Genomic DNA, 23,764 nt, shown 5'->3' with positions numbered 1-23,764 from the left:
GATGTTATTTCGGGCTTTGGGGCACAGCGGCATAGCTCTGCTCCAGCTTGATGATGCAGCTGTAGTTCGGGTCCTGCCCGGTGACGAAACGGCACATCTCGGCCATGACGGCGTCCGTATCGCCGGTGTACCCGGCGGGGAAGGCCAGATCGAACAGGACGTTGGTGTGGGTGTCACCGGGGACGATGCGCAGGTCGTGGATGGAGAGCTGCGGGTCCAGCTGGCGGAGGTGCTCCGTCAGGCGGGTGCGCAGCACACCGACCTTGGCGTCCGAGGTCACGATGGGGTCGTAGTGGATGGTGACCTGCAGGTTGTCTTTTTTCAGGAAATCCCGCTCGATGTTGTCGATGACGTCATGGGCCGCCAGCGGGTCGCTTTCGGCCGGGAACTCGACGTGGAGCGAAGCGAACTGGTGGCCGGGGCCGTAATCGTGGACCATAAGGTCGTGTACGCCCAGCACACCAGGGTAGGACATGACGGTCCGCTCGATGTGCGCCACCAGCTCCGGCGAGGGCGTTTCGCCCAGCAGCGGGCTGAGGGTGTCCATCACGAGGCCCCAGCCGGACCAGAGGATGAACGCGGCCACCGCCACGCCCATGAGGCCGTCGAGGATGTTCCAGCCCGTGGCACTGCACAGGATGGTGGAGAGCAGGACGGCGCTCGTGGTCAGCACGTCGTTGCGGCTGTCGGCAGCGGTGGCGAGCAGCGTCTCGGAGGCGATGCGCTGCCCTACGGTGCGGTTGAAGCGGCTCATCCAGAGCTTGACGGCGATGGAAGCAGCCAGCACACCGATGCTGAGCCAGCTGAAGATGACGGGCGTGGGATGGAGGACTTTCACCACCGATTCCTTGCCCAGCGAAAGGCCGATGGCCAGGATGGTGACGCTGACCACCAGCCCGGCAAGGTATTCGTACCGGGCGTGGCCGTAGGGGTGCTCGGCGTCCGGGGCCTTGGCGGCCAGCCGGAAGCCGATGAGGCTGACGATGTTGGACGAAGCGTCCGACAGGTTGTTCAGAGCATCTGCCATGATGGCGATGGAGCCGAACAGGGTGCCGGCAACCAGTTTGCCGATGCAGAGCAGCAGATTGCAGGCCATGCCGACCAGGCTGGCCAGGTTGCCGTAGGCGGTGCGGACGGCGGGGTCGCGGGTGTCGTCCGGGTCCCGGATAAACAAACGGATCAATAATTGGGTCATGCCAATCTCTCCTGATACGATAAATTTGGCGGCAGAATGATTTGCACCTAGTATAGCATGTTGCTTTCGTGTTGGGAAGCGTTTCGGGATGAAAGCGCGGCTTGTTGCGGCGGCAAAACATGAAATTCGGTCGTGTCTGCCCGGAAACGATGGGATAGAAAACAGCCCCCAGGGCGGCGGAAAGGGGCCGCAGAGGGGGCTGTGAATGCAGGAAAACGCGGGACTCAGATGTTCTTGGCGGAGGGCTTGCTCAGGTTGACGCTGCGGATGATCTTGCGCACGGGCAGGATGCTCTTGGCGTTCATGGAAAGCTCGTCCACACCCATCCGGAGGAAGGTCTCGGTGAGGGCGGTGTCCGCGCCCAGCTCGCCGCAGATGCCGACCCAGATGCCGTGGCGGTGGCCTGCCTCAATGGTCATCTGGATGGCCTTGAGCACAGCCGGGTGGTGCGGGTCGAAGAAGGGTTCCAGCTTGGCGTTCTGGCGGTCCAGCGCACAGGTGTACTGGGTCAGGTCGTTGGTGCCGATGGAGAAGAAGTCACACTCGGCGGCCAGGTCGTCGGCGATGAGGACGGCGGCGGGGGTCTCGATCATGGTGCCGACCTCGATGCTGCTGCTGAACTTTTTGCCCTCAGCGGTCAGCTCCTGCTTGCACTCTTCGAGGACGGCCTTGGCATCCTGCAGCTCCCGCAGGCTGGAGATCATGGGGAACATGATGCTCATGTTGCCGTAGGCCGAAGCGCGGAGCAGAGCCCGCAGCTGGGTCTTGAAGAAGTCCCGGCGGGTCAGGCAGATGCGGATGGCGCGGTAGCCCAGGGCGGGGTTGTCCTCATGGTCGAGCTTCATGTAATCGACGGTCTTGTCGGCACCGATGTCACAGGTGCGGACGACGACCTTCTTGGGGGCCAGGCTCTCCATCACTTGCTTGTAGGCTTCGAACTGGTAGTCCTCGGTGGGGAAGTCCTTGCAGTTCAGGTAGACGAATTCGGTGCGGAACAGGCCCACGCCGCCGGCGTCGTTCTGCTGCACGGCACCCACATCGCTTATGCCGCCGATGTTGGCGAAGACGTTGATGGTCTTGCCGTCCAGCGTGGTGTTGGGCTTGCCCTTGAGCTCGGAGAGGAGGGCGAGCTTCTTCTGGTCTTCCTGCTGACGCTTGGTCAGGCTCTCCAGCAGATCGGGGGTGGGGTCTACATACACGCAGGCGTTGTAGCCGTCCACCACGGCCATCTTGCCGTCCCAGTCGTCCTGGATCTCCTTGCACTGGATCAGGGCGGGGATGTTCATGCTGCGGGCCAGAATGGCGGTGTGGCTGTTGGAGCTGCCCTCGCGGGTGATGAAGCCCAGCAGCAGGCTCTTGTCCATCCGGACCGTCTCGGAGGGGGCCAGATCCTCGGCCACGAGGATGCTGGGCTCTGTGCCCTGCAGCGTGGCGTTGTCCACGCCCTGCAAGATATCCAGCATGGCCTGCGCGATGTCGATGACGTCGGCGCTGCGGGCCTGCAGATACGGGTCGTCCATGGCGGCGAAGACGGCGGCCTGGTTGTCCCCGGCGGTCTTGACGGCGTACTCGGCACACTTGTGCTGGCCGTTGATGATCTCCTTGATGGCGTCCACGAAGTCGTCGTCGTCCAGCATCATGGCGTGGATGTTGAACACCTCGGCGATGTCCTCACCAGCCTCGTCCAGCGCCTTTTCGTAAAGGGCGGTCTGCTGGTCGATGGCCTTGGCGCGGGCGTCTTCGAAGCGGGCTTCCTCAGCGGCGGTGTCGGTGACGTCGGCGGCCGAGATGACGGCGTTCTTTTTCTTGTAAAGCTTCAGTTTGCCAATGGCGATCCCATTCAGGATGCTTTTACCGGTGCCTACCTGCATCGTTCATATCTCCTTCTCATTTCAGATGTGCGAAAAAGCCCCCGCAGGAAGGTCCCGCAAGGGCTTTGGCTCGCTTGTCCTCAGACGTTCTCGGTCAGGAACTGCTGGATGGCTGCAGCTGCAGCCTCCTCATCCTCGCCCTCGACCTTGACGGTGACGGTCTCGCCCTGCTTGACGCCCATGCCCATCAGAGCCATCAGCTTGCGCAGGTCGCAGGTCTTGCCGTTCTTTTCGAGGGTAGCGGTGCTGGAAAAGCCCTTGACGACCTTGACCAGCAGGCCGGCGGGACGTGCGTGGATGCCGCAGGCATCCTTGACAGTGTACTGAAATTCCTTCATGATCATTTCTCCTTACTGGGTATCCCCTTCATCATGCTCCGGGGCCATCGGCCGCGCCGGAGGCAGCCCAATCCTGCTGCGGGATACACTACCTATATTATAAACCTCATTCGTGGTTTTTTCATTATCCCATTTCGCTGATTTTCATGCAACTTTTTTGGTATAGTTCCACAGAATTTTTGGTGGAAAATTTTCAACGCAGGTTATTCGACGGGATACCCCTCAGCATCCAGCGGAAGGTCGGTGTAGGTGTAGTCCTCGCCGGAAGTCTGCTGTGCCTGCCCGGAAGCCCCCAGCTCCTCGTCGTGGCGCTCGCCCCAGTCGCCGCTGAAGTCCTCGCCGGAGGTCTGCTGGGCCTGGTCGGAAGCTCCCAGCTCTTCGTCGTGTCGTTCGCCCCAGTCGCCGCTGTAATCCTCACCGGAGACCTGCTCGGCCTGCTGCTCTTCGGCCAGGGCGGCGCTCTGGGCGTCCTTGAGGCCGGTCACGGTGCCGGAGGGCTTTTCGAGCAGATAGGCTCCGATGGCCTTTTTCCGGTAGACCAGCAGTACACCGTACTGGCTCAGGTCGCCCTTGCTGGCGGCGGGGATGAGCGCCGTCCATTTTTCGACAGTCTTCCCCTTGTAGCGGGTCAGGTCCAGCCCGCTCTGCTGCACCACCCCATTGAAGGCGGAGAAGCTGTCGTCCCATTTGCGGGGGATCTTGACCTTATCCGCCGTGATGGATGCGCCGTCCACATCCAGGCCGTAGCCGGTGAACCAGGTCTGGATGTCCTGTGCGCTCTCGATCTTGTTTCCGCTGGCCGAGACCGCCACCGTGCGGGTGCTGATGTACCGCCCCAGCAGCGCACTGAACGCCACCAGCGCACAGCACATGGCCCCGATGCCGACCTTCTTCAGACTTGCCTTGTTCAGCGTTACCACAAACATGCCCATGCCTCCCACCCTTGTTTGGTTCTGGAAGCATTGTATGCGCTGCGGCGGCGGGATATACGGCAAGCCGCTATACAAGTCTGTTTTTCTGTGCTAGAATGGGGGCAGAACAGGCCAAAACGCCAGAAAGCGGTGACCACGATGACCAAAACGCAGCATCCTCTGCCGGAATACCCGCGCCCTGCCCTGCGGCGGGACAGTTTCGAATCCCTGAACGGTCTGTGGCAGTTCGCCATCACGAAGTCGGCGCAGCTGCCCAGGCAGTGGGAGGGCGACATCCTCGTGCCCTATTCCCCGGAGACGCGGGCTTCCGGCGTGGGGCGGACCCTTCAGCCCGGCGAGTGGCTCCACTACCACCGCAGCTTTGCCCCGCCTGCCGGTTCCGGGGGCCGGGTGCTGCTCCACTTCGGTGCCGTGGACTACGCCTGCGCCGTGCAGGTCAACGGGCATCTGGTGGGCGGCCACCGGGGCGGCTACTGGCCCTTTACGTTCGACATCACCGAGGCCCTGAACGCCGACCACAACCGCCTGTGGGTGGCTGTGCAGGACCCCACCGGGGCCGGGGTGCAGGCGCGGGGCAAACAGACGCTCCGGCCCGGCGGGATGTTCTACCCGGCCCAGAGCGGCATCTGGCAGACCGTCTGGCTGGAGCGGGTGCCGGACAACTACATCGAGACGCTGACCGTCACCCCGGACTACGACGCCCGGACCGTGACCGTTCAGGCCCGCACGGCAAAGCCCGGCGGGGCGGTGAACCTTTGGGCGGTGGTGCGGGCCGGCGGCGTGACCATCGCAGAGGACTGGGGCAGCGACGAGGCCGACCGGGACGGCGCGGTGACGCTGAACATCCCGGAGGAGCATTTCTTCCCGTGGAGCCCGGACAGCCCCTTCCTCTACGACCTGACCGTCGGTACGACCCAGGGGGAGGAAGAGAGCTTCGACACGGTGCACAGCTATTTCGCCCTGCGGAAGTGGAGCTGTGCGCCCGATGCAAAGGGCGTGCTGCGCTTCTGCCTGAACGACCGGCCCCTCCTGCTGAACGGTCTGCTCGACCAGGGCTACTGGCCGGAGGGCCTGTATACCCCGCCGTCCGACGCGGCGGTAGTGCACGAATTGCAGACCATCAAGGAACTGGGCTTCAACCTGCTGCGCAAACACGCGAAGATTGAGCCGCAGCGGTGGTATTACCACTGCGATAAGCTGGGCCTCATCGTCTGGCAGGACATGGTGAACGGCGGCGAGCCGTACCGGCTGTGGTTCGTGACCTACCTGACCAACGTGCTGCAGCCGCTGCTGCGGAAACTGCCCGACACAGCGGCCCTCCGGGGTCTGCTGAGCCGCCGCAGCGAGGCCAGCCGGGAAGAATACGGCCGGGAGCTGGAAGCAACGGTGGAGGCCCTGCGGGGGCATCCCTGCATCGGCTGCTGGGTGCCCTTCAACGAGGGGTGGGGGCAGTTCGATGCCGCGCAGGCAGTCGAGACGCTCCGCACCCTCGACTCCGACCGTCTGGTGGACGAGGCCAGCGGGTGGTATGACCAGGGCGGCGGCGATGTGGACTCCCGCCACAACTATTTCTATCCGCTCCATCTCCGGCCCGGCCGCCGCACCGTTGCGCTCAGCGAATATGGCGGCATCGCCTGGCCGATGCCCGGCCACGAGCCGCCCCGCAGGACCTACGGCTACGGCACGGCAAAGAGCCGCGCCGAGCTGACCGGGCGCTACCGGAAACTGCAATTGGAAACGGTGCTCCCGCAGCTCCGGAACGGGCTGTCGGCTCTGGTGTACACCCAGGTCAGCGATGTGGAGGACGAGGTGAACGGCCTGTTCACCTACGACCGGCAGGCGGTCAAGCCCGACCCGGCCGCCGTCCGCGCGGTGAACGAAGCATTGGAAGCAGAGTTTGAAAAGGTCCTGAAACAGGCATAGAAAAAGCAGACATGCAGCACCGGAAACGGCGGCATGTCTGCTTTTTTGTAAGATCACATCGTGTGAGTCGCAAAGACCTGTTCGTCCTCCCACCACATGGGCTGCCCGGCGGCAAGAGACCGGGGCACATCCAGCAGCCGCTGGTTGGAGCTGCCGCGGAAGCGCAGAGTGATGTCATGCTGAGCCTCCACGAACCGGCCGTCCACGAGGACGTCCAGCAGGGCCAGCAGTTCATCGGTGACTTCGCACCGGGCGGCGCAGGGCTCCGTGCCGGTCAGCTGCTCCCAGGTGTAGCCGGAGTAGCACCAGACCGTTTTATGGGGGTAGAGGGCCTTGAAGTTCCGCACAAAGGGCAGAAGCTCCCGCTGGTTCTCCGGCTCCATGGGTTCGCCGCCCAGCAGGCTCAGCCCGGCGATATAGTCCGGCTGGCAGGAGGCGAAGATCTCGTTGCGGACGGCCTTGTCGAAGGGCTTGCCGTAGCCGAAATCCCAGGCCACCGCATTGAAGCAGCCGGGGCAGTGATGGCGGCACCCGGAAACGAAGACGCTGGTGCGCACACCGGGGCCGTTGGCGATATCGTAATATTTGATGGTAGCGTAATTCATGACGGATGAAACCTGAAAGCAGAGCGCGCTGCTTTGCTTTTCCATTTGATGATGCTTTTTGTCGGTTGCCAATGGCTCCCCTTTTTGGGGGGAGCTGGCGCAAAGCGCCTGAGAGGGTTACAGGTGCAGGACCCGATCCTTGATCTCCTGGGTGCGGCCCTGGTTCCAGAACTGGGTGCCGATGTAGCCGCAGGTGCGGCGGGCGACGTTCAGTTTGTTCTGGTCGCGGTTGCCGCACTTGGGGCACTCCCAGACCAGCTTGCCGTCGTCCTCCACGATCCGGATCTCGCCGTCGTAGCCGCAGCACTGGCAGTAGTCGGACTTGGTGTTCAGCTCCGCATACATGATGTTGTCGTAGATGAACTGGAGTACGCTCATGACGGCTTCCAGATTGTCCTGCATATTGGGCACTTCCACATAGCTGATGGCACCGCCCGGCGAAAGCTTCTGGAACTCGCTCTCGAACTTCAGCTTGGTGAAGGCGTCGATCGGCTCGGAGACGTGGACGTGGTAGCTGTTGGTGATATAGTTCTTGTCCGTGATGCCGGGCACGATGCCGAACCGCTTTTGCAGGCACTTGGCGAACTTGTAAGTGGTGGATTCCAGCGGGGTGCCGTAGAGGGAGTAGTCCATGTTCTCGGCCTTCTTCCACTCATTGCACTTGTCGTTCATGTGCTGCATCACACTCAGGGCAAAGGGCTTTGCACCGGCATCGGTGTGGCTGCGGCCGGTCATATACTTGACGCACTCATACAGGCCGGCATACCCCAGGCTGATGGTCGAGTAGCCGCCGAAGAGCAGTTTGTCGATCTTCTCGCCCTTCTTCAGGCGGGCCAGTGCGCCGTACTGCCACAGGATGGGGGCGGCGTCGCTGGGGGTGCCCAGCAGACGCTTATGCCGTGCCTGCAGGGCGCGGTGGCACAGGTCGAGACGCTCATCGAAGATCTTCCAGAACTTGTCAAAGTTGCCGCCGGAGGACAGGGCCACGTCCACCAGGTTGATGGTGACGACGCCCTGATTGAAGCGGCCATAGTACTTGGGTTTTCCGGTCTCCGGGTCCACATAGGGGGTCAGGAAGCTGCGGCAGCCCATGCAGGTGTAGCAGTGGCCTTCGCCGTTTTTGTCCACCTTCAGCTCCAGCATCTTCTTCTCGGAGATATAGTCGGGCACCATCCGCTTGGCGGTGCACTTGGCGGCCAGCTCCGTCAGGTAGTAATAGGGGGTGCCGGGGCGGATGTTGTCCTCTTCCAGCACATAGATGAGCTTGGGGAAGGCGGGGGTGATCCAGACACCGGCTTCGTTCTTGACGCCCTGATAGCGCTGGCGGATGGTCTCCTCGATGATGATGGCCAGGTCGGCCTTCTCCTGTGCGTTGCGGGCTTCGCCCAGATACATGAAGACGGTGATGAAGGGGGCCTGACCATTGGTGGTCATCAGGGTGACGACCTGATACTGGATGGTCTGGACGCCGCGGTTGATCTCATTGCGCAGGCGGCGCTCGACGATCTCCTTCTTCCGCTCAGCGGAAACATCCAGACCCTCCATCTCGACCTCGACCTCGTTGGCGATCTTCCGGCGGGAGACGTCCACAAAGGGAGCCAGATGGGTCAGACTGATGCTCTGGCCGCCGTACTGGTTGGAGGCGACCTGCGCGATGATCTGGGTCGCGATGTTGCAGGCGGTGGAGAAGCTGTGGGGCTTCTCGATATAGGTACCGGAGATGACAGTGCCGTTCTGGAGCATATCTTCCAGGTTGACCAGGTCGCAGTTGTGCATGTGCTGTGCGAAGTAGTCGGAATCGTGGAAGTGGATCAGGCCCTCCTGATGCGCCTTGACGATCTCCGGGTCCAGCAGCAGGCGGGCGGTCAGGTCTTTGGAGATCTCACCGGCCATGTAGTCGCGCTGCACACTGTTGACGGTGGGGTTCTTGTTGGCGTTCTCCTGCTTGACTTCCTCGTTCTGGCACTCGATCAGGCTCAGGATGCGCTCATCGGTGGTGTTGGTCTGGCGCTTCAGGCTCTGGATATAGCGGTAGGTGATATAATGGCGGGCGATGTCGTGCGCCTTCATGTCCATCAGCTTGTTCTCGACCATATCCTGGATCTCTTCCACGCTGACGGCGCGGTTGAGCGCCTGGCACTGCTCCGTGACGTCGTCGGCGATCTGGTTGATCTGCTCGCGGGTCAGGCGGCTCTTGCCGCCCACGGAATCACTGGCCTTGGTAACAGCGGTGATGATCTTGGTGATATCGAACGGGACCTCGGACCCGTTGCGCTTGATGATCTTCATGGCGTTCCTCCATCTTTCTGTCGCGTTGTGGTTTTCTGCCGCAGTTCAAACGGGCGTCTCCCGGAACAGGAGCCGCCCGCAGATCTTCTGAAATGCGTTCATCGGAATGTGATTCTATGATATCACTATTTAGTGATATGTCAATGGGAAAACCACTACATTTTGTGCTTCGTCGCTTTCGCCAAAAATCCGGGAAGATTTTCGGAGCAAAATTTGAGACCGGAGGGCTTGACAAATCGCACAAGAAAAGTATCTGCATTCCGGCCCGTAATATCCGTCTGTATCTATACGCAGGCCTTATATTATTACATTATATAGGGAGAGAAAGCAGAAAATAAACTGTTGTATCCATCGCGTCAAAGGAGAGGCAAGTTTCACGCAAAAAACTGGTAAAAAGGCCGAACCGAGAAAAAAGGGCAAAAAAGTTGAAAAAAGGGGTTGCCAAACGGGCGGGTGTATGGTATTATACTTGAGCGCCAAGCGCTGAGACAAAAGAATGACTTCCGAAGTCCCAGCTGAGAAGCGAAAGAAAAGAACCAATAGACGCTGAAAGATTCCAGTCAGTTCTGAGAAATCTGAAGCGATCCAAGTTCAGAACGTTCGAAACGCTTCGAAAAAAGTGCTTGACAAAAAATCACTTCTGTGATAAAATAATCAAGCTGTCAGCCGGTTGGCTGAGGCGCACAGGACCTTGAAAATTGAACAATATCGAAAAACTTGTAACGGAACCTATTTTCGTGTTGGAAAAACACGGTAAACAATTCCAAACAAAGTAATTCACACAGGACGCAAGCGATTGCGTACTGAGCGAAAAAGATTTAACACTTTTTAAGTGATAAATATCATTTATAAAGAGTTTGATCCTGGCTCAGGACGAACGCTGGCGGCGCGCCTAACACATGCAAGTCGAACGAGCAAAGAGGAGCTTGCTTCTCTGAGCGAGTGGCGAACGGGTGAGTAACGCGTGAGGAACCTGCCTCAAAGAGGGGGACAACAGTTGGAAACGACTGCTAATACCGCATAAGCCCACGGGTCGGCATCGACCAGAGGGAAAAGGAGCAATCCGCTTTGAGATGGCCTCGCGTCCGATTAGCTAGTTGGTGAGGTAATGGCCCACCAAGGCGACGATCGGTAGCCGGACTGAGAGGTTGAACGGCCACATTGGGACTGAGACACGGCCCAGACTCCTACGGGAGGCAGCAGTGGGGAATATTGCACAATGGGGGAAACCCTGATGCAGCGACGCCGCGTGGAGGAAGAAGGTCTTCGGATTGTAAACTCCTGTTGTTGAGGAAGATAATGACGGTACTCAACAAGGAAGTGACGGCTAACTACGTGCCAGCAGCCGCGGTAAAACGTAGGTCACAAGCGTTGTCCGGAATTACTGGGTGTAAAGGGAGCGCAGGCGGGAAGACAAGTTGGAAGTGAAATCCATGGGCTCAACCCATGAACTGCTTTCAAAACTGTTTTTCTTGAGTAGTGCAGAGGTAGGCGGAATTCCCGGTGTAGCGGTGGAATGCGTAGATATCGGGAGGAACACCAGTGGCGAAGGCGGCCTACTGGGCACCAACTGACGCTGAGGCTCGAAAGTGTGGGTAGCAAACAGGATTAGATACCCTGGTAGTCCACACCGTAAACGATGATTACTAGGTGTTGGAGGATTGACCCCTTCAGTGCCGCAGTTAACACAATAAGTAATCCACCTGGGGAGTACGACCGCAAGGTTGAAACTCAAAGGAATTGACGGGGGCCCGCACAAGCAGTGGAGTATGTGGTTTAATTCGACGCAACGCGAAGAACCTTACCAAGTCTTGACATCCTGCGACGGACATAGAAATATGTCTTTCCTTCGGGACGCAGAGACAGGTGGTGCATGGTTGTCGTCAGCTCGTGTCGTGAGATGTTGGGTTAAGTCCCGCAACGAGCGCAACCCTTATGGTCAGTTACTACGCAAGAGGACTCTGGCCAGACTGCCGTTGACAAAACGGAGGAAGGTGGGGATGACGTCAAATCATCATGCCCTTTATGACTTGGGCTACACACGTACTACAATGGCGTTAAACAAAGAGAAGCAAGACCGCGAGGTGGAGCAAAACTCAGAAACAACGTCCCAGTTCGGACTGCAGGCTGCAACTCGCCTGCACGAAGTCGGAATTGCTAGTAATCGTGGATCAGCATGCCACGGTGAATACGTTCCCGGGCCTTGTACACACCGCCCGTCACACCATGAGAGCCGGGGGGACCCGAAGTCGGTAGTCTAACCGCAAGGAGGACGCCGCCGAAGGTAAAACTGGTGATTGGGGTGAAGTCGTAACAAGGTAGCCGTAGGAGAACCTGCGGCTGGATCACCTCCTTTCTAAGGAGTCAGGCAGGAAGAAAGCATCGAAGATGGTTTCTTTCTGGAACAGGTGACAGAGACAAGTAGAGTAGATATTGTTCGATTTTGAGGGCCCTGAAAAGGGAACTCAAAGACGTACCTTGAAAACTGAATAATAACTGCGAAACAAAGATTATAGTAAGTTCTTTTTAAGAAATATTACAATTTCAAAAGGAAGGGTAACATAATCTTCGTTGGCAAGAGAGAATCAAGAGGATACCAAATGTTCTTGAAAGAACGTTTGAAAGGTCAAGCGAACAAGGGCGCAGGGCGAATGCCTTGGCACTGGGAGCCGATGAAAGACGTGATAAGCTGCGATAAGCTTCGGGGAGCTGCAAATAAGCATTGATCCGGAGATTTCTGAATGAGGAAACTCACCTGGGTTCATACTCAGGTACGATCTACTGAACTTCAAAATAGGTAGATCGAGGGAACCGCCTGAACTGAAACATCTAAGTAGGGCGAGGAAGAGACATCAAACGAGATTCCGTAAGTAGTGGCGAGCGAACGCGGAAGAGGGCAAACCGGGAGTCGAAAGACTTCCGGGGTACGGACTGCATTTAAGACTTGAGTTGTTAACCGAACGGCATGGGAAGGCCGGTCAGAGAGTGTGAGAACCACGTAGGTGAAAATGACAAGAGCTGAGCAAGTTCCAGAGTACGGCCAGACACGTGAAACCTGGTCGGAAGATGGGGGGACCACCCTCCAACCCTAAATACTACCCAGTGACCGATAGCGTATAGTACTGTGAAGGAAAGGTGAAAAGCACCCCGGGAGGGGAGTGAAAAAGAACCTGAAACCCTGTGCCTACAAGCACCTAGAGCACGTCAAAGTGTGATAGGGTACTTTTTGTAGAACGGTCCGGCGAGCGATTGTATGCAGCAAGGTTAAGGTCTTCAGGACTGGAGCCGAAGCGAAAGCGAGTTTGAAAAGGGCGTTAAGTTGCATACAATGGGCCCGAAACCGGGTGACCTACCCATGGTCAGGTTGAAGTGGAAGTAAAATTCCATGGAGGACCGAACCGACCTCCGTTGAAAAGGCGGCGGATGAACTGTGGGTAGCGGAGAAATTCCAATCGAACCCGGAGATAGCTGGTTCTCCCCGAAATAGTTTTAGGACTAGCCTCAGGTTAGATATCTGGAGGTAAAGCACTGAATAGCCTAGCGGCCGAGAGGTTAGCGAAGCTTATCAAACTCAGAATGCCAGAATATTGATGCCTGGGAGTCAGACAGTGTCAGATAAATGTCATTGTCAAAAGGGAAACAGCCCAGATCTACAGCTAAGGTCCCAAAGTCAGGTTAAGTGGAAAACGATGTGAAGATACGCAGACAACCAGGATGTTGGCTCAGAAGCAGCCACTCATTCAAAGAGTGCGTAATAGCTCACTGGTCGAGCGTCTTTGCGCGGAGAATTTAACGGGGCTAAACCTGGCACCGAAGCTTAGGCAATGTAGTAATACGTTGGGTAGGGGAGCGTTGTATACGCGGCGAAACAGTAGCGCAAGCGGCTGTGGAGTGTATAGAAGTGAGAATGCCGGAATGAGTAGCGCGAATGCAGTGAGAATCTGCATGGCCGAAAGCCTCAGGTTTTTGGAGGAAGGTTCGTCCGCTCCAAGTTAGTCGGGAGCTAAGGTGAGGCCGGAAGGCGTAGCCGATGCACAGACGGTAGAGATTCCGTCACCACCAAAAGAGTTAAGCACAGGGACACATAAGAAGTCTCAGAGCCGGGTGTTGGTTCCGGTAGAGATCGAGGGAAAATAGTACCGAAGTCTGGGATGGAAGATGGCGAGAAAAGCTGTGTGGATTTCTGAGGTGCCCGTACCGCAAACCGACACAGGTAGGTAGGAAGAAGATTCTAAGGCCAACGGGAGAAGGGTTGTTAAGGAACTCGGCAAATTGACCCCGTAACTTCGGGAGAAGGGGTGCTCCAGAGATGGAGCCGCAGAGAATCGGCCCAAGCAACTGTTTACCAAAAACACAGGTTTGTGCTAAATCGAAAGATGACGTATACGAGCTGACGCCTGCCCGGTGCTGGAAGGTTAAGAGGAGATGTGCAAGCATTGAATCGAAGCCCCAGTGAACGGCGGCCGTAACTATAACGGTCCTAAGGTAGCGAAATTCCTTGTCAGGTAAGTTCTGACCCGCATGAAAGGCGTAATGATTTGGGCACTGTCTCAACAGCCCGCCCGGCGAAATTGTAGTACCGGTGAAGATGCCGGTTACCCGCGACAAGACGGAAAGACCCCATGGAGCTTTACTGTAGCCTAATATTGGGTTTCGATGTTGCATGCACAGGATAGATGGGACTCTGGGAAGTGATCGCTTTGGCGGTCATGGAGAGGACGTTGGGATACCATCCTTGCGATATTGGAATTCTAACCTGCGGCTCTGAATCGAGTCGGGGGACATTGTTAGGTGGGCAGTTTGACTGGGGCGGTCGCCTCCTAAAGAGTAACGGAGGCGTTCAAAGGTTCGCTCAGCTTGAACGGAAATCAAGCAAAAGAGTGCAAACGCAGAAGCGAGCCTAACTGCGAGACTGACGGGTCGAGCAGTAACGAAAGTTGGAGTTAGTGATCCGGTGGTATGTGAGTGGAAATGCCATCGCTCAACGGATAAAAGTTACCCTGGGGATAACAGGCTGATCTCCCCCAAGAGTCCACATCGACGGGGAGGTTTGGCACCTCGATGTCGGCTCATCGCATCCTGGGGCTGTATTCGGTCCCAAGGGTTTGGCTGTTCGCCAATTAAAGCGGTACGCGAGCTGGGTTCAGAACGTCGTGAGACAGTTCGGTCCCTATCTGTCGTGGGCGCAGGATATTTGATGGGAGCTGTCCCTAGTACGAGAGGACCGGGACGGACGTACCTCTGGCGCACCAGTTGTTCCGCCAGGAGCATAGCTGGGCAACTACGTACGGATCGGATAAACGCTGAAAGCATCTAAGCGTGAAGCCGACCCAAAGATAAGATATCCCATTGCTTAAAGCAAGTAAGATCCCTTGAAGACTACAAGGTTGATAGGCACGATGTGTAAGTGGAGCGATCCATTCAGCAAGTGTGTACTAATAGATCGAGGGCTTGACCACAATTCGCTTGAGACTCAAAGAGTCAACGAAAAAATGTTAGCAGTGATTATTCAGTTTTGAAGGCACGTCCTTCTAAAAAACACTGGACAAACAGTAGGCCGTATGGTATACTGAACCAGTCATATGGTCGGTGACGATGACGGTGAGGTCCCACCTGTTCCCATTCCGAACACAGTAGTTAAGCTCACTCGTGCCCAAGATAGTTAGCTGGAAACGGCTTGTGAAAATAGGTAGTCGCCGACTTGATCGAAACGCTCTAAGAGAAATCTTAGGGCGTTTTTGTTGCACTTTGGGACCCGCTCTGGTAGAATGAAAGAAACGACCGTAAGGGAGGTGCCGGAAATGGATGGGGTCATGTGTCTGCTGCCCTTTGCCGTGTGTTTTGTGGGCTTTCTTGCTGCCGCGAAGGTGACGAAAAAGAAAAAGCGGATTCTGGCTGCGGCCGGAGTCGTGCTGTTTCTGGCAGCTGCATTCGGCTCGCTGGCCGTTTACCGGAATCAAAAGATCACGAAGCCCATCCGGGACAGCGAGCTGCTCGCAGTGGCAGAACTGCGTTTGGACGCGTTCCTGGGGGATGCAGAGCTGAACGATTTCCAGACCGACCGTCTGACCGAGCTGTATGGTGCACTGGGACACTATCTGAACAGCCTGGTCTATCTGCCCTGCATCAACCAGGACACATTTGATGCGGGTACTCAGGATGTGATCCTGCAATTCGGAACGGAGGAAGAGGTAAAACTCTGGCTGGCGTTCTATCCCGACCGCCGGATCTGCCTCGTGAACGGGAAAAAGGCCTATGTTTTTCCAGGTGGAACGGCCGCTTACCAGAAGATCGAAGCGATCCTGGCCTCGAACAGCGTACAGACCACTGTGACCATCACGGCACTGGATGCGGCAAACGACCACCTGATGGCTTCGGATGCAGAGGGAAAAGAGTATGTAATCCACGGCATCTCAGGAAAGCTGCGGACGCGGGACGAAGAGCAGGTGGACGTCAAGGCGCTTTCGGCAGGCGATACGCTGACCGTTCTTTCGGATGGCGCGGCTCTTCTGAGCGCCCCCAGTCAGTTTGCGCATATTTATAAGATCTATTGGGAGAAATAAATGGACATTTTACCTATTGAAACACCTCGCTTGCTGCTCCGGCAGTTTGCGGTAGAGGATGCCGAAGATGTATTTGCAATTTTTTCGGACGAGCAGACCACGCTGGACTGCGGAGGCTACCATGCCTTTGATGCGATGGATGAGGAATATGGCCGCTTGATGCAGAAATTTGCGGGGCAGACCCGATACAGTGTGGTGGAAAAGAAGACCGGGCGGGTCGTTGCAGTGATTTCGATGATGGACGCCGGACGGGCTGTTCCGGGCTGGGACCTGGGCATTGAAGTTGCACCGGATGCCCGCCGGAAGGGATACGCACGTGAAGCATTGGCCGCGGTGGTGCGGACCTATTTTGAACAGACGGATACCGTGCTGTTCACTGGAGGACACTATGCTTATAATACGGCGTCCGGTGCGCTGCTGAAACAGCTGGGGTTCGTCTATGAGGGTGTGGAGCACAAAGCGATGTGCCATGCCGAACGCGGCCCGACTGACCTGGTGTGCTATTTCCTGGAAAAAGAATGAATGCCGCGCGATTTCCGCTGTCTCTTCTTCAAGAGGCGGCGGATTTTTTTATGCAAAAGCCTTGCATCTGGCCCACCGGTGCGGTATGCTTAACCAATAGAGCTCGCAGGGGGAGGGAAACCGGGATGGATATGGAAGAGATCCAGTATCTGCTGGGCAGTGCGATCTTTGCACGGGCAAAAAAATATGTGAAACGCATCGAATCGTATGAATGCAAGACCGAAGAGAATGGGGTCCGGCATCTGAGCGCAGAGGTGGAGGGCAGCGGAGACGATCTGTATGAGACTGAGGCATGGCTGCGCCAGAACGGCAGCTTTGTCAGCGCGAGCTGTACCTGCCCCTATAATGACAATGGCAACGGCCTGTTCTGCAAACATATCGGGGCGCTTCTGCTGTATGACCAAAAAGAAACGGCGCAGACGCAGAAATCGTGTCCCTCCAAGATCGGCCTCACCGCGATCCCAGGCGTCGTGCGGGGCACGGCCAACCTGCCCGAAGAGCCGGAACCAGCCCGGAAGGACAGCTATGCCTCCGGGTTGCAAATGCTGTTCGGGCGGAAATGGCGGGGCGATGAGCCAGAATCGGACCCGGAGGCCCGCGCCCTGCTGCGCACTTATCGGGAAGGAGAGCTCTCCGAAGTGGAGGACAGCATCCTGCCCCAGCGCACCGGCTTTGTGGAGCTGGAACCGGAACTGACCGTGCTGCAGGGCGGCACACCCTGGCTGCGGCTCCGCATCTCGGACGGCGGACGGCCCTATGTGGTCAAGAGCCTGGAGGAACTGCTGTCGCATATTGAAAACAACCAGGTTGTCAGCTACGGAAAATCGCTGGCGTTCCAGCACCGGTGGGATGCCTTTACGCCGGAGGCCCGGCAGCTGCTGAACCTGCTGCGGCGGGAGATCATCAACCGGCAGCAGCTGGAAACGCGGGGCTATACCACAAGCCGCTACGCGGAGACCGGCCCGGCCGGCGGCATCACGCTGACGGGAGAGGCTTTTGACGCCCTTGTGAACCTGTATGCCGACCGGCACGAGCTGGGCGGCTATGCCTTAAAGGAAGGCATCCCCTCCCTGACGATCCAGGTGGAACGGCGGCGCGGCGGTGTGCAGATCAACGTGCGGCCGTCGCTGGGTTCGATCAAAGGGCTGGATTTTGATTACCTTTACAGCGAGGATACCATCTGGCGGCTGGATCGTGCGGCCACCGCCCGGATGCTGCCTGCGTTCCGGGGGCTGAGCGGAAGAAATCTGTTCTTTACGAGCGGGGACGCCACGGCTTTTTGCAGCTATGTGCTGCCGGAACTGGGCCGCTATGTGACCATCGAAGACCCGGAACGGCTGCTGCTGAACCAGATCCCGCTGGCGCCGGTGACGCAGTTCTATCTGGATGCGCCGCAGATGGGGACCGTGAGCGCCCATCTGGAATTTTTGTACGGCGAGGATCGCGTGACGCCCTTTGCTCCGCCGCCGCAGGGCCTGCTGCGGGATGCCCGCACTGAGAACCGCGCTGCCCGCCTGCTTGGCCGGTATTTGCAGCCGGGCGTGGGGCCGATGCAGTACAACGCATCCGAGGAGGAATCGGTCTACCGCTTTCTGGACGAGGGCGTCCCGGTGCTGATCAATGAGGGCGAAGTCTACCTGACCGATGCGTTCCGCAATCTGCAGGCCCCGCCGCCGAAGATCTCGGTGGGGGTGTCGGTGCATGGAAGCGTCCTCGACCTGGAAGTGGACACCGGTGCGTTTCCGGTGGGGGAGCTGAAGGCCCTGCTGAAGTCGCTCCACCAGAAAAAACGCTACCACCGCCTGCGGGATGGCCGCCTGCTCAAGCTGGACGAGGAGTTCGAAGGGCTGGACGAGCTGAACGAGACGCTGGAACTCTCCGGGGTCAAGCTGAGCAAGAACCACGCGGAACTGCCTCTTTACCGGGCACCGAGTCTGGACCGGGCGCTGTCGGGGCAGAGCGGGATCCACTTCAACCGCGACGATGCGTTCCGGCGGATCAGCCGCAGCTTCCATGCGGTAAAGGACAGCGAGTATACTCCACCTGCTTCCCTACAAAAAGTATTGCGAAAGTACCAGCGCGATGGCTACCGCTGGCTGCGGACGCTGGACGGCTACGGCATGGGCGGCATTCTGGCCGATGATATGGGCCTGGGCAAAACGGTGCAGGTGCTGAGCTACCTGCTCTCCATCAAGGAGCTGGGGGAGGAGGCCCTGCCCAGTCTCATCGTCTGCCCAGCGTCGCTGGTGCTGAACTGGGCCGAAGAGTGCCAGAAGTTCACGCCGGAGCTGCGCTGTATCGTTGTGGACGGCGGCGCAGCCCACCGCGCGGCTCTGGCCGAACAGTGGGAGGGAGCAGACCTTGTGGTGACGAGCTACGACCTGCTCCGCCGCGACGAGGCGCTGTATGCAGACCGGAAATTCTATGCCTGCATCCTGGATGAGGCGCAGGCCATCAAGAACCATACCACCCAGAAATACAAGGCCGTGTGCCGGGTGAACAGCCGGGTGCGCTTTGCGCTGACCGGTACGCCGGTGGAAAACCGGCTGGGTGAGCTGTGGAGCATCTTCTCCTTCCTGATGCCGGGTTATCTGCCGCCCTACAAGAGCTTCTGCACCCGGTTCGAAAAGCCCATCGTGCAGGAGAACGACCCGACGGCGGTGCGGCGGCTGAACCAGCTGACCGGGCCGTTCATCCTCCGCCGCATGAAGGCGGAGGTGCTGAAAGAGCTGCCGCCCAAGACCGAGAACATCTACCGCATCGAGCTGGAAGAAGAACAGCGCAAGCTCTATCTGGCGGCGGTGCTGGATGCCCGCGAAAAGCTCAAGGCGGCCAAACCCGAAGACAAGATGGCCGTGTTTGCCGTGCTGATGCGGCTGCGGGAGATCTGCTGCGACCCGCACCTCATCGCTGACAACTGGGAGGGCGGCAGCGCCAAGCTGGACGCCTGCACCGAGCTGGTGACCTCCGCCGTGGAGGGCGGGCACCGCATCCTGCTGTTTAGCCAGTTCACCTCCATGCTGGACCTGCTGGCCAAACGTCTGGATGAAGCAGGCATCAGCCACTTCACGCTGCAGGGCTCGACCCCGAAGCCGGTCCGCGCCGAACTGGTGCGGCGGTTCAACGGGGGCGAGGTGAGCGTTTTCCTCATCTCGCTGCGGGCGGGCGGCACCGGCCTGAATCTGACCGCCGCTGACATCGTCATCCACTACGACCCGTGGTGGAACGTGGCAGCGCAGAACCAGGCCACCGACCGTGCCTACCGCATCGGCCAGCAGAACCCGGTGCAGGTGTACAAGCTCATTGCACAGGATACCATTGAAGAAAAGATCGTTGCATTGCAGCAGGCCAAGCAGTCGCTGGCCGAGACGGTGACGGGCAGCGCCGACGGCGCGATCCTGTCGATGAAGCCGGAAGAGCTGCTGGAATTGTTGGAGGTGCCGGAACCATGAACTTTGCGATTTTTGCACGGCCGGTCGTGACCATTTACGACCTGACCGAAACGACGAAGGAAAGCGACGCGGGGGTCGTCTCCACCATCGGGGACGAGGGCCTGTATGGGCAGGTCTGCCAGGTGCGCACAGCCCCCGGCGGCGTGACGGCAGAGGGCGTAACGCTGCCGGAGGAGATGGCTGAGGTGGTCAGCTTTTACGGCTATCACGGCTATGTGTTCGCATCGGAGCTGCGGTTCTGCGGGGAAGCGGAACTGCGGAGCTACCTTGCCGCCGAATGGGTGATGGCGGGCCGCGCGACCGATGTGCTGACCCTGCCCAAGGTGCAGGGCGTCCGGCTGCTGGAGCTGGAGCGCGGGGCGCTGCTGCGCCGCCTGCCCGAAGAGACCCCTCATGACGGCTGGGCGCTGGTCCGGCTCGTGGATGGCCGGACCGGCTATGTCCGGGCTGTGGCGCTGGAGCCGGTGCGCTGGCCGATGACGGCGGTGCTCACCCAGCAGGCAGGCCGCCGCTTCGACGAGGCACTGGCACTGGCCGAGGGGTGCAGGCCCGAAGAGCTTGTGCCCCGTGCCCTTGACCGCTGGTACGGCGGCAGCGAGGAAGCGTTCCGGAATGCGCTGGCCGAGCAGGCCAAACGGTATCTGGGCACAGAGTACCGCTGGGGCGGCAAGTCGGGCCGGGGCATCGACTGCTCCGGCCTCGTGAGCAGCGCCTACATGCAGTGCGGCGTCCTCATCTACCGGGACGCCCGTCTCGTGGAGGGCTGGCCCATGCACGAGATCCCGAAGGAACAGGTCCGGCGCGGCGATGCGCTCTACTTCCCCGGCCACATCGCGCTCTATCTGGGCGAGGGGCGGTACATCCACTCCACCGGTGCCGCGGGGAGCGGCGGCGTGGTGCTCAACAGCCTGGACCCGGACGACCCGCTCTACCGGGAAGATCTGGTGAAGAGCCTGTATGCGGTGGGAAGTTTGTTTTGAACCCGCTCCGTCTCGCTCCACCTGTCAGCTCCCCCGAAGGGGGCGCTTTGGGCAAAGCCGGGAACGCTGCACGGACTGCCAAGGCCTCTCCTACAAGGAGAGGCGGCATTGCGAAGCCATGACGGAGAGGTTGTACGAAGGAACGATAGCAGAAAGGACGATACGTTATGAAAGTCTTTGATCTCCATTGTGATACCCTGAGCGAACTGCGCTATGCCGAGCGGCGGGGCGAAGCCAAGAGCTTTGCAACCAATGATCTGCACATTGATCTGGAAAAGCTGCATAAGGGCGACTACATGCTGCAATGCTTTGCCGCCTTTGTGAACCTGAGCGACCCGACCCCCGGCGCAGACCCGCTGGTGACGGCGCTGGAAGAGGTGGATGTGTTCAAGCGGATCATGGCGAAGTATTCCGACCAGATCGCGCCGGTCTACCGCCCGGAGGACATCCGCCGCAACGCGCAGGCCGGAAAGATCAGCGGAATGCTGACCATCGAGGAGGGCGGCTGCTGCAAGGGCAGCCTGGGTGTGCTGCGGCAGATGTATGAGCTGGGTGCCCGCATGATGACCTTGACCTGGAACCACGAAAACGAGCTGGCCAGCCCCAATGTGGTGCCCGGCGGGGGCGGGGACATCTGGCCCTGCAAGCCCAACACCGAGACCGGCCTGAAGGAGCGCGGGTTTGAATTTCTGGCCGAGATGGAGCGCCTGCACATGATCGTGGACGTGAGCCACCTGTCCGACCGGGGGTTCTGGGATATCGCGGAGCACAGCACCCGCCCCTTTGCGGCCAGCCACTCCAACTGCCGCGCTCTGGCACCCCACTGCCGCAACCTGACCGACGAGATGATCCGCGTCATGGCCGAAAAGGGCGGTCTCGTGGGCCTGAACTACTGCTCCGGCTTCCTGGATGACCAGCCGCGCCCGGAACTCTGCCGCAGCACCACGGCTCTGATGGCCCGGCACGCAGCCCATTTCAAGCAGGTGGGCGGCATTGAGATCATCGGCCTGGGCAGCGACTTTGACGGCATCGGCGGCAAGCTGGAAATGGGCGACTGCTCCAAACTTCCGCTGCTGGCCGACGCGCTGCGGAAGGAAGGCTTCACCGAGGACGAGGTGGAGCAGATCTTCTTCCGCAACGCCCAGCGCTTCTTCGAGAAAAATCTGTAAATAGAAAGGGAAAGATTCCGAAATGGATAAAAATATGACGCTGGAAAAGCGGATCGCGGCCGAGCTGTACTCCTATCAGGGCAAGATGAGCGTTTTTGTGGACGACCTGCAGGGCCGCACGGTCGAGATCGGGGCCGATGAAGCGTTCGAGACGGCCTCGACCATCAAGGCATTCATCCTGGCGGCGCTGTATCTGCAGGTCAGCCGGGGCAAGGCCAGCCTGGACGAGCGCATCACCTACGAGGAAAGCCAGTTCGTGGACGGCTCCGGTATGCTGCGGGCGCTGGGTGTGGGCGCAGCGCTCAAGGTGAAGGACACCGCCACCATGATGATCATCTGCTCGGACAACATCGCCACCAATATGATCATCGACTATCTGGGGCTGGATACGATCAACGCCTGCATCCGGGAGCTGGGCTTTGCCCACACGGTGCTGCACAATCCGCTCCACTTTGACCGCTACCGCGACCTTGGCACCACTACCCCCCGCGATTACGCGGCGCTGTTTGCGCAGGTGGCAAAGGGCACCCTCGTCAGCAGAGAGGCCAGCGCGGAGATGCTGACCATCTTCCGCCAGCAGCACTACAATACCATGCTGACCCACGATTTCCCGCAGTTCTATCTGGACTGCGAGGAGACCGGCGAACCGGAACGCATCTGGGTGGCCAGCAAGAGCGGCAGCATGAACGCCTGCCGCAACGACGGCGGTATCGTCCACACCCCTTACGGCGAGTATGTCATCGTGCTGATGAACAAAGACTTCCATGATATCATCGAGTACAACGACCACCCCTCCATGGTCTACGGTGCCCGCGTCTCCCGGATGATCCTGGACCAGATCCTGGCCTGCGAGGGCAGACTGTATCTGGACTGACCCGTTCGCGGTGCCCCGTCGGCTCCTCCCGGAGGAACCGGCCGTGAAAAACCGAAAAAATATACAATGACGTGAAAAATAGAGGGAAACATGACAGAAAGTATAACGATCTCCCCGCTGATGCTGGTCTTCCTGATGTGCATGACCGGCTTTGCGGGCTTTGTGGACTCGGCAGCGGGCGGCGGCGGACTCATCAGCCTGCCGGCCTACCTGTTTGCGGGGCTCCCGGCCCACTACACCTACGGCACCAACAAATTCAGCGCCGCCTGCGGCACCACCTTTGCCACGGCGCAGTTTTTCCAAAAGGGTGCCATGAACATCAAAGTGGGCCTGCTGGCAGCAGCGGGCAGCTTTGTGGGCAGTGCCCTTGGCTCCCACATCGTGCTGCTGCTCAGCGATGAGGCGCTGCGGGCCATGATGCTCGTCATCCTGCCCATCGCGGCCGTGCTCATCCTGTGGCGGCGGAATCTGCCGGACGAGAACCGCGACGACGGCACCCTGACGGCCAAAAAAGCCGTGCTGGCTCTGGCCATCGGTCTGGGCATCGGCCTGTACGATGGCATCTTCGGCCCCGGCACCGGGACCTTTGCCATCATCGCCTTTACCACTCTGATGGGCTTTGACCTGCGCACGGCAGGCGGCAACGCCAAGGTGCTCAACCTTGCCAGCAACTACGCCAGTCTGGTCACCTACCTGATGAACGGGCTGGTGGTCTTTTCGGTGGGCATCCCCTGCGCCGTCAGCGGCATCGTGGGCAACCTGCTGGGGTCGCATTTTGCCCTGAAGAACGGCGCCAAGTTCATCCGCCCCATGATGCTCGTGGTGCTGGTGCTCCTGCTGGGCAAGCTCGTTTCGGACGCGGTGTTGTAAAATGATACATAAATTAATCAAAAAACTGGTTCTGGCGTGGGACCCGGATTTCACAAAACTGACGCCGGAAGAAGCAAAGCTCCTGAATGAGGCGGAAAACGACGAATTTGTGGACGCGGAAGACATCGACTGGTCCCAGATAGGCGCATAAACAAAAAAACGAGGAACTGCACAAAACAGT

15 protein-coding genes and 3 rRNA genes are annotated in these 23,764 nt (G+C 59.0%); 12 read left to right on the top strand and 6 right to left on the bottom strand.

The features are described from left to right. Positions 1-4: 4 nt before the first annotated feature. The 4 genes from I5P96_RS13685 to I5P96_RS13670 form a co-directional block, all read right to left on the bottom strand. Positions 5-1,195, bottom strand: a complete 1,191-nt coding sequence (locus tag I5P96_RS13685; RefSeq protein WP_223382591.1) for a cation diffusion facilitator family transporter — start codon at positions 1,193-1,195, stop codon at positions 5-7. A gap of 224 nt (positions 1,196-1,419) precedes the next feature. Then, positions 1,420-3,066 carry a phosphoenolpyruvate--protein phosphotransferase gene (ptsP, locus tag I5P96_RS13680; protein WP_223382590.1) on the bottom strand — a complete coding sequence of 549 codons (1,647 nt, stop codon included), beginning with the start codon at positions 3,064-3,066 and terminating at the stop codon, positions 1,420-1,422. Between the two features lie 80 nt (positions 3,067-3,146). Further along, the gene (locus I5P96_RS13675; protein WP_097793011.1) at positions 3,147-3,410 is read right to left on the bottom strand and encodes an HPr family phosphocarrier protein; all 264 of its coding nucleotides are present in this window, start codon (positions 3,408-3,410) and stop codon (positions 3,147-3,149) included. A 197-nt stretch (positions 3,411-3,607) separates the two neighbouring features. Then, on the bottom strand, positions 3,608-4,330 hold the full coding sequence (locus I5P96_RS13670) for a DUF4830 domain-containing protein (protein ID WP_097793010.1): 723 nt from the start codon (positions 4,328-4,330) through the stop codon (positions 3,608-3,610). A 144-nt stretch (positions 4,331-4,474) separates the two neighbouring features. Between I5P96_RS13670 and I5P96_RS13665 the strand changes: the two genes are divergently transcribed. Continuing rightward, entirely contained in the window at positions 4,475-6,259 is a 1,785-nt protein-coding gene (locus I5P96_RS13665) for a glycoside hydrolase family 2 protein (protein ID WP_223382589.1), read from the top strand. 53 nt (positions 6,260-6,312) lie between these two features. Here I5P96_RS13665 and nrdG read toward each other — a convergent pair whose 3' ends face one another. Together nrdG and nrdD are read right to left on the bottom strand one after the other, a co-directional pair. After that, positions 6,313-6,864 carry an anaerobic ribonucleoside-triphosphate reductase activating protein gene (nrdG, locus tag I5P96_RS13660; protein ID WP_223383764.1) on the bottom strand — a complete coding sequence of 184 codons (552 nt, stop codon included), beginning with the start codon at positions 6,862-6,864 and terminating at the stop codon, positions 6,313-6,315. Positions 6,865-6,981: 117 nt separating this feature from the next. Beyond that, positions 6,982-9,153, bottom strand: coding sequence for an anaerobic ribonucleoside-triphosphate reductase (gene nrdD / locus I5P96_RS13655; RefSeq protein WP_223382588.1), 2,172 nt, complete (start codon positions 9,151-9,153; stop codon positions 6,982-6,984). 845 nt (positions 9,154-9,998) lie between these two features. Between nrdD and I5P96_RS13650 the strand changes: the two genes are divergently transcribed. The 11 genes from I5P96_RS13650 to I5P96_RS13600 all read left to right on the top strand — a co-directional run bounded on the left by I5P96_RS13650 (position 9,999) and on the right by I5P96_RS13600 (position 23,734). After that, positions 9,999-11,509: ribosomal RNA gene (locus tag I5P96_RS13650) — 16S ribosomal RNA — on the top strand. A 268-nt stretch (positions 11,510-11,777) separates the two neighbouring features. Next, positions 11,778-14,612, top strand: a 23S ribosomal RNA gene (locus tag I5P96_RS13645). A 126-nt stretch (positions 14,613-14,738) separates the two neighbouring features. Further along, positions 14,739-14,855, top strand: a 5S ribosomal RNA gene (gene rrf / locus I5P96_RS13640). The 16S, 23S and 5S rRNA genes sit together here, the layout of an rRNA operon. Positions 14,856-14,954: 99 nt before the next feature. Then, positions 14,955-15,716, top strand: a complete 762-nt coding sequence (locus I5P96_RS13635) for a hypothetical protein (RefSeq protein WP_223382587.1) — start codon at positions 14,955-14,957, stop codon at positions 15,714-15,716. After that, positions 15,717-16,238 (top strand): GNAT family N-acetyltransferase, encoded by a 522-nt coding sequence (locus I5P96_RS13630; protein ID WP_223382586.1) that lies wholly within the window; start codon positions 15,717-15,719, stop codon positions 16,236-16,238. Positions 16,239-16,363: 125 nt separating this feature from the next. Continuing rightward, on the top strand, positions 16,364-19,690 hold the full coding sequence (locus tag I5P96_RS13625; RefSeq protein ID WP_223382585.1) for a DEAD/DEAH box helicase: 3,327 nt from the start codon (positions 16,364-16,366) through the stop codon (positions 19,688-19,690). Next, the gene (locus tag I5P96_RS13620; protein WP_223382584.1) at positions 19,687-20,670 is read left to right on the top strand and encodes a C40 family peptidase; all 984 of its coding nucleotides are present in this window, start codon (positions 19,687-19,689) and stop codon (positions 20,668-20,670) included. The genes I5P96_RS13625 and I5P96_RS13620 overlap by 4 nt, the downstream gene beginning before the upstream one ends. 167 nt (positions 20,671-20,837) lie before the next feature. Next, positions 20,838-21,839, top strand: coding sequence for a dipeptidase (locus I5P96_RS13615; protein ID WP_223382583.1), 1,002 nt, complete (start codon positions 20,838-20,840; stop codon positions 21,837-21,839). Between the two features lie 22 nt (positions 21,840-21,861). Then, positions 21,862-22,713 carry a serine hydrolase gene (locus tag I5P96_RS13610; protein ID WP_223382582.1) on the top strand — a complete coding sequence of 284 codons (852 nt, stop codon included), beginning with the start codon at positions 21,862-21,864 and terminating at the stop codon, positions 22,711-22,713. 90 nt (positions 22,714-22,803) lie between these two features. Continuing rightward, entirely contained in the window at positions 22,804-23,583 is a 780-nt protein-coding gene (locus tag I5P96_RS13605; RefSeq protein WP_223382581.1) for a TSUP family transporter, read from the top strand. Position 23,584: 1 nt separating this feature from the next. Next, positions 23,585-23,734 (top strand): hypothetical protein, encoded by a 150-nt coding sequence (locus I5P96_RS13600; protein WP_223382580.1) that lies wholly within the window; start codon positions 23,585-23,587, stop codon positions 23,732-23,734. Positions 23,735-23,764: the final 30 nt, after the last annotated feature.

The sequence above is a fragment of the Faecalibacterium prausnitzii genome (assembly GCF_019967995.1).
Lineage (GTDB): Bacteria > Bacillota > Clostridia > Oscillospirales > Ruminococcaceae > Faecalibacterium > Faecalibacterium prausnitzii_E.
The sequence above is the reverse complement of the archived record's forward strand: the minus strand, read 5'-3'. Positions and strand labels throughout refer to the sequence as shown.

Bases quoted from the DNA above. Each gene is read 5' to 3' on its own strand.
- I5P96_RS13685 (WP_223382591.1), bottom strand. From the start codon at position 1,195: ATGACCCAATTATTGATCCGTTTGTTTATCCGGGACCCGGACGACACC.
- ptsP (WP_223382590.1), bottom strand. From the start codon at position 3,066: ATGCAGGTAGGCACCGGTAAAAGCATCCTGAATGGGATCGCCATTGGC.
- I5P96_RS13675 (WP_097793011.1), bottom strand. From the start codon at position 3,410: ATGATCATGAAGGAATTTCAGTACACTGTCAAGGATGCCTGCGGCATC.
- I5P96_RS13670 (WP_097793010.1), bottom strand. From the start codon at position 4,330: ATGTTTGTGGTAACGCTGAACAAGGCAAGTCTGAAGAAGGTCGGCATC.
- I5P96_RS13665 (WP_223382589.1), top strand. From the start codon at position 4,475: ATGACCAAAACGCAGCATCCTCTGCCGGAATACCCGCGCCCTGCCCTG.
- nrdG (WP_223383764.1), bottom strand. From the start codon at position 6,864: ATGAATTACGCTACCATCAAATATTACGATATCGCCAACGGCCCCGGT.
- nrdD (WP_223382588.1), bottom strand. From the start codon at position 9,153: ATGAAGATCATCAAGCGCAACGGGTCCGAGGTCCCGTTCGATATCACC.
- I5P96_RS13635 (WP_223382587.1), top strand. From the start codon at position 14,955: ATGGATGGGGTCATGTGTCTGCTGCCCTTTGCCGTGTGTTTTGTGGGC.
- I5P96_RS13630 (WP_223382586.1), top strand. From the start codon at position 15,717: ATGGACATTTTACCTATTGAAACACCTCGCTTGCTGCTCCGGCAGTTT.
- I5P96_RS13625 (WP_223382585.1), top strand. From the start codon at position 16,364: ATGGATATGGAAGAGATCCAGTATCTGCTGGGCAGTGCGATCTTTGCA.
- I5P96_RS13620 (WP_223382584.1), top strand. From the start codon at position 19,687: ATGAACTTTGCGATTTTTGCACGGCCGGTCGTGACCATTTACGACCTG.
- I5P96_RS13615 (WP_223382583.1), top strand. From the start codon at position 20,838: ATGAAAGTCTTTGATCTCCATTGTGATACCCTGAGCGAACTGCGCTAT.
- I5P96_RS13610 (WP_223382582.1), top strand. From the start codon at position 21,862: ATGGATAAAAATATGACGCTGGAAAAGCGGATCGCGGCCGAGCTGTAC.
- I5P96_RS13605 (WP_223382581.1), top strand. From the start codon at position 22,804: ATGACAGAAAGTATAACGATCTCCCCGCTGATGCTGGTCTTCCTGATG.
- I5P96_RS13600 (WP_223382580.1), top strand. From the start codon at position 23,585: ATGATACATAAATTAATCAAAAAACTGGTTCTGGCGTGGGACCCGGAT.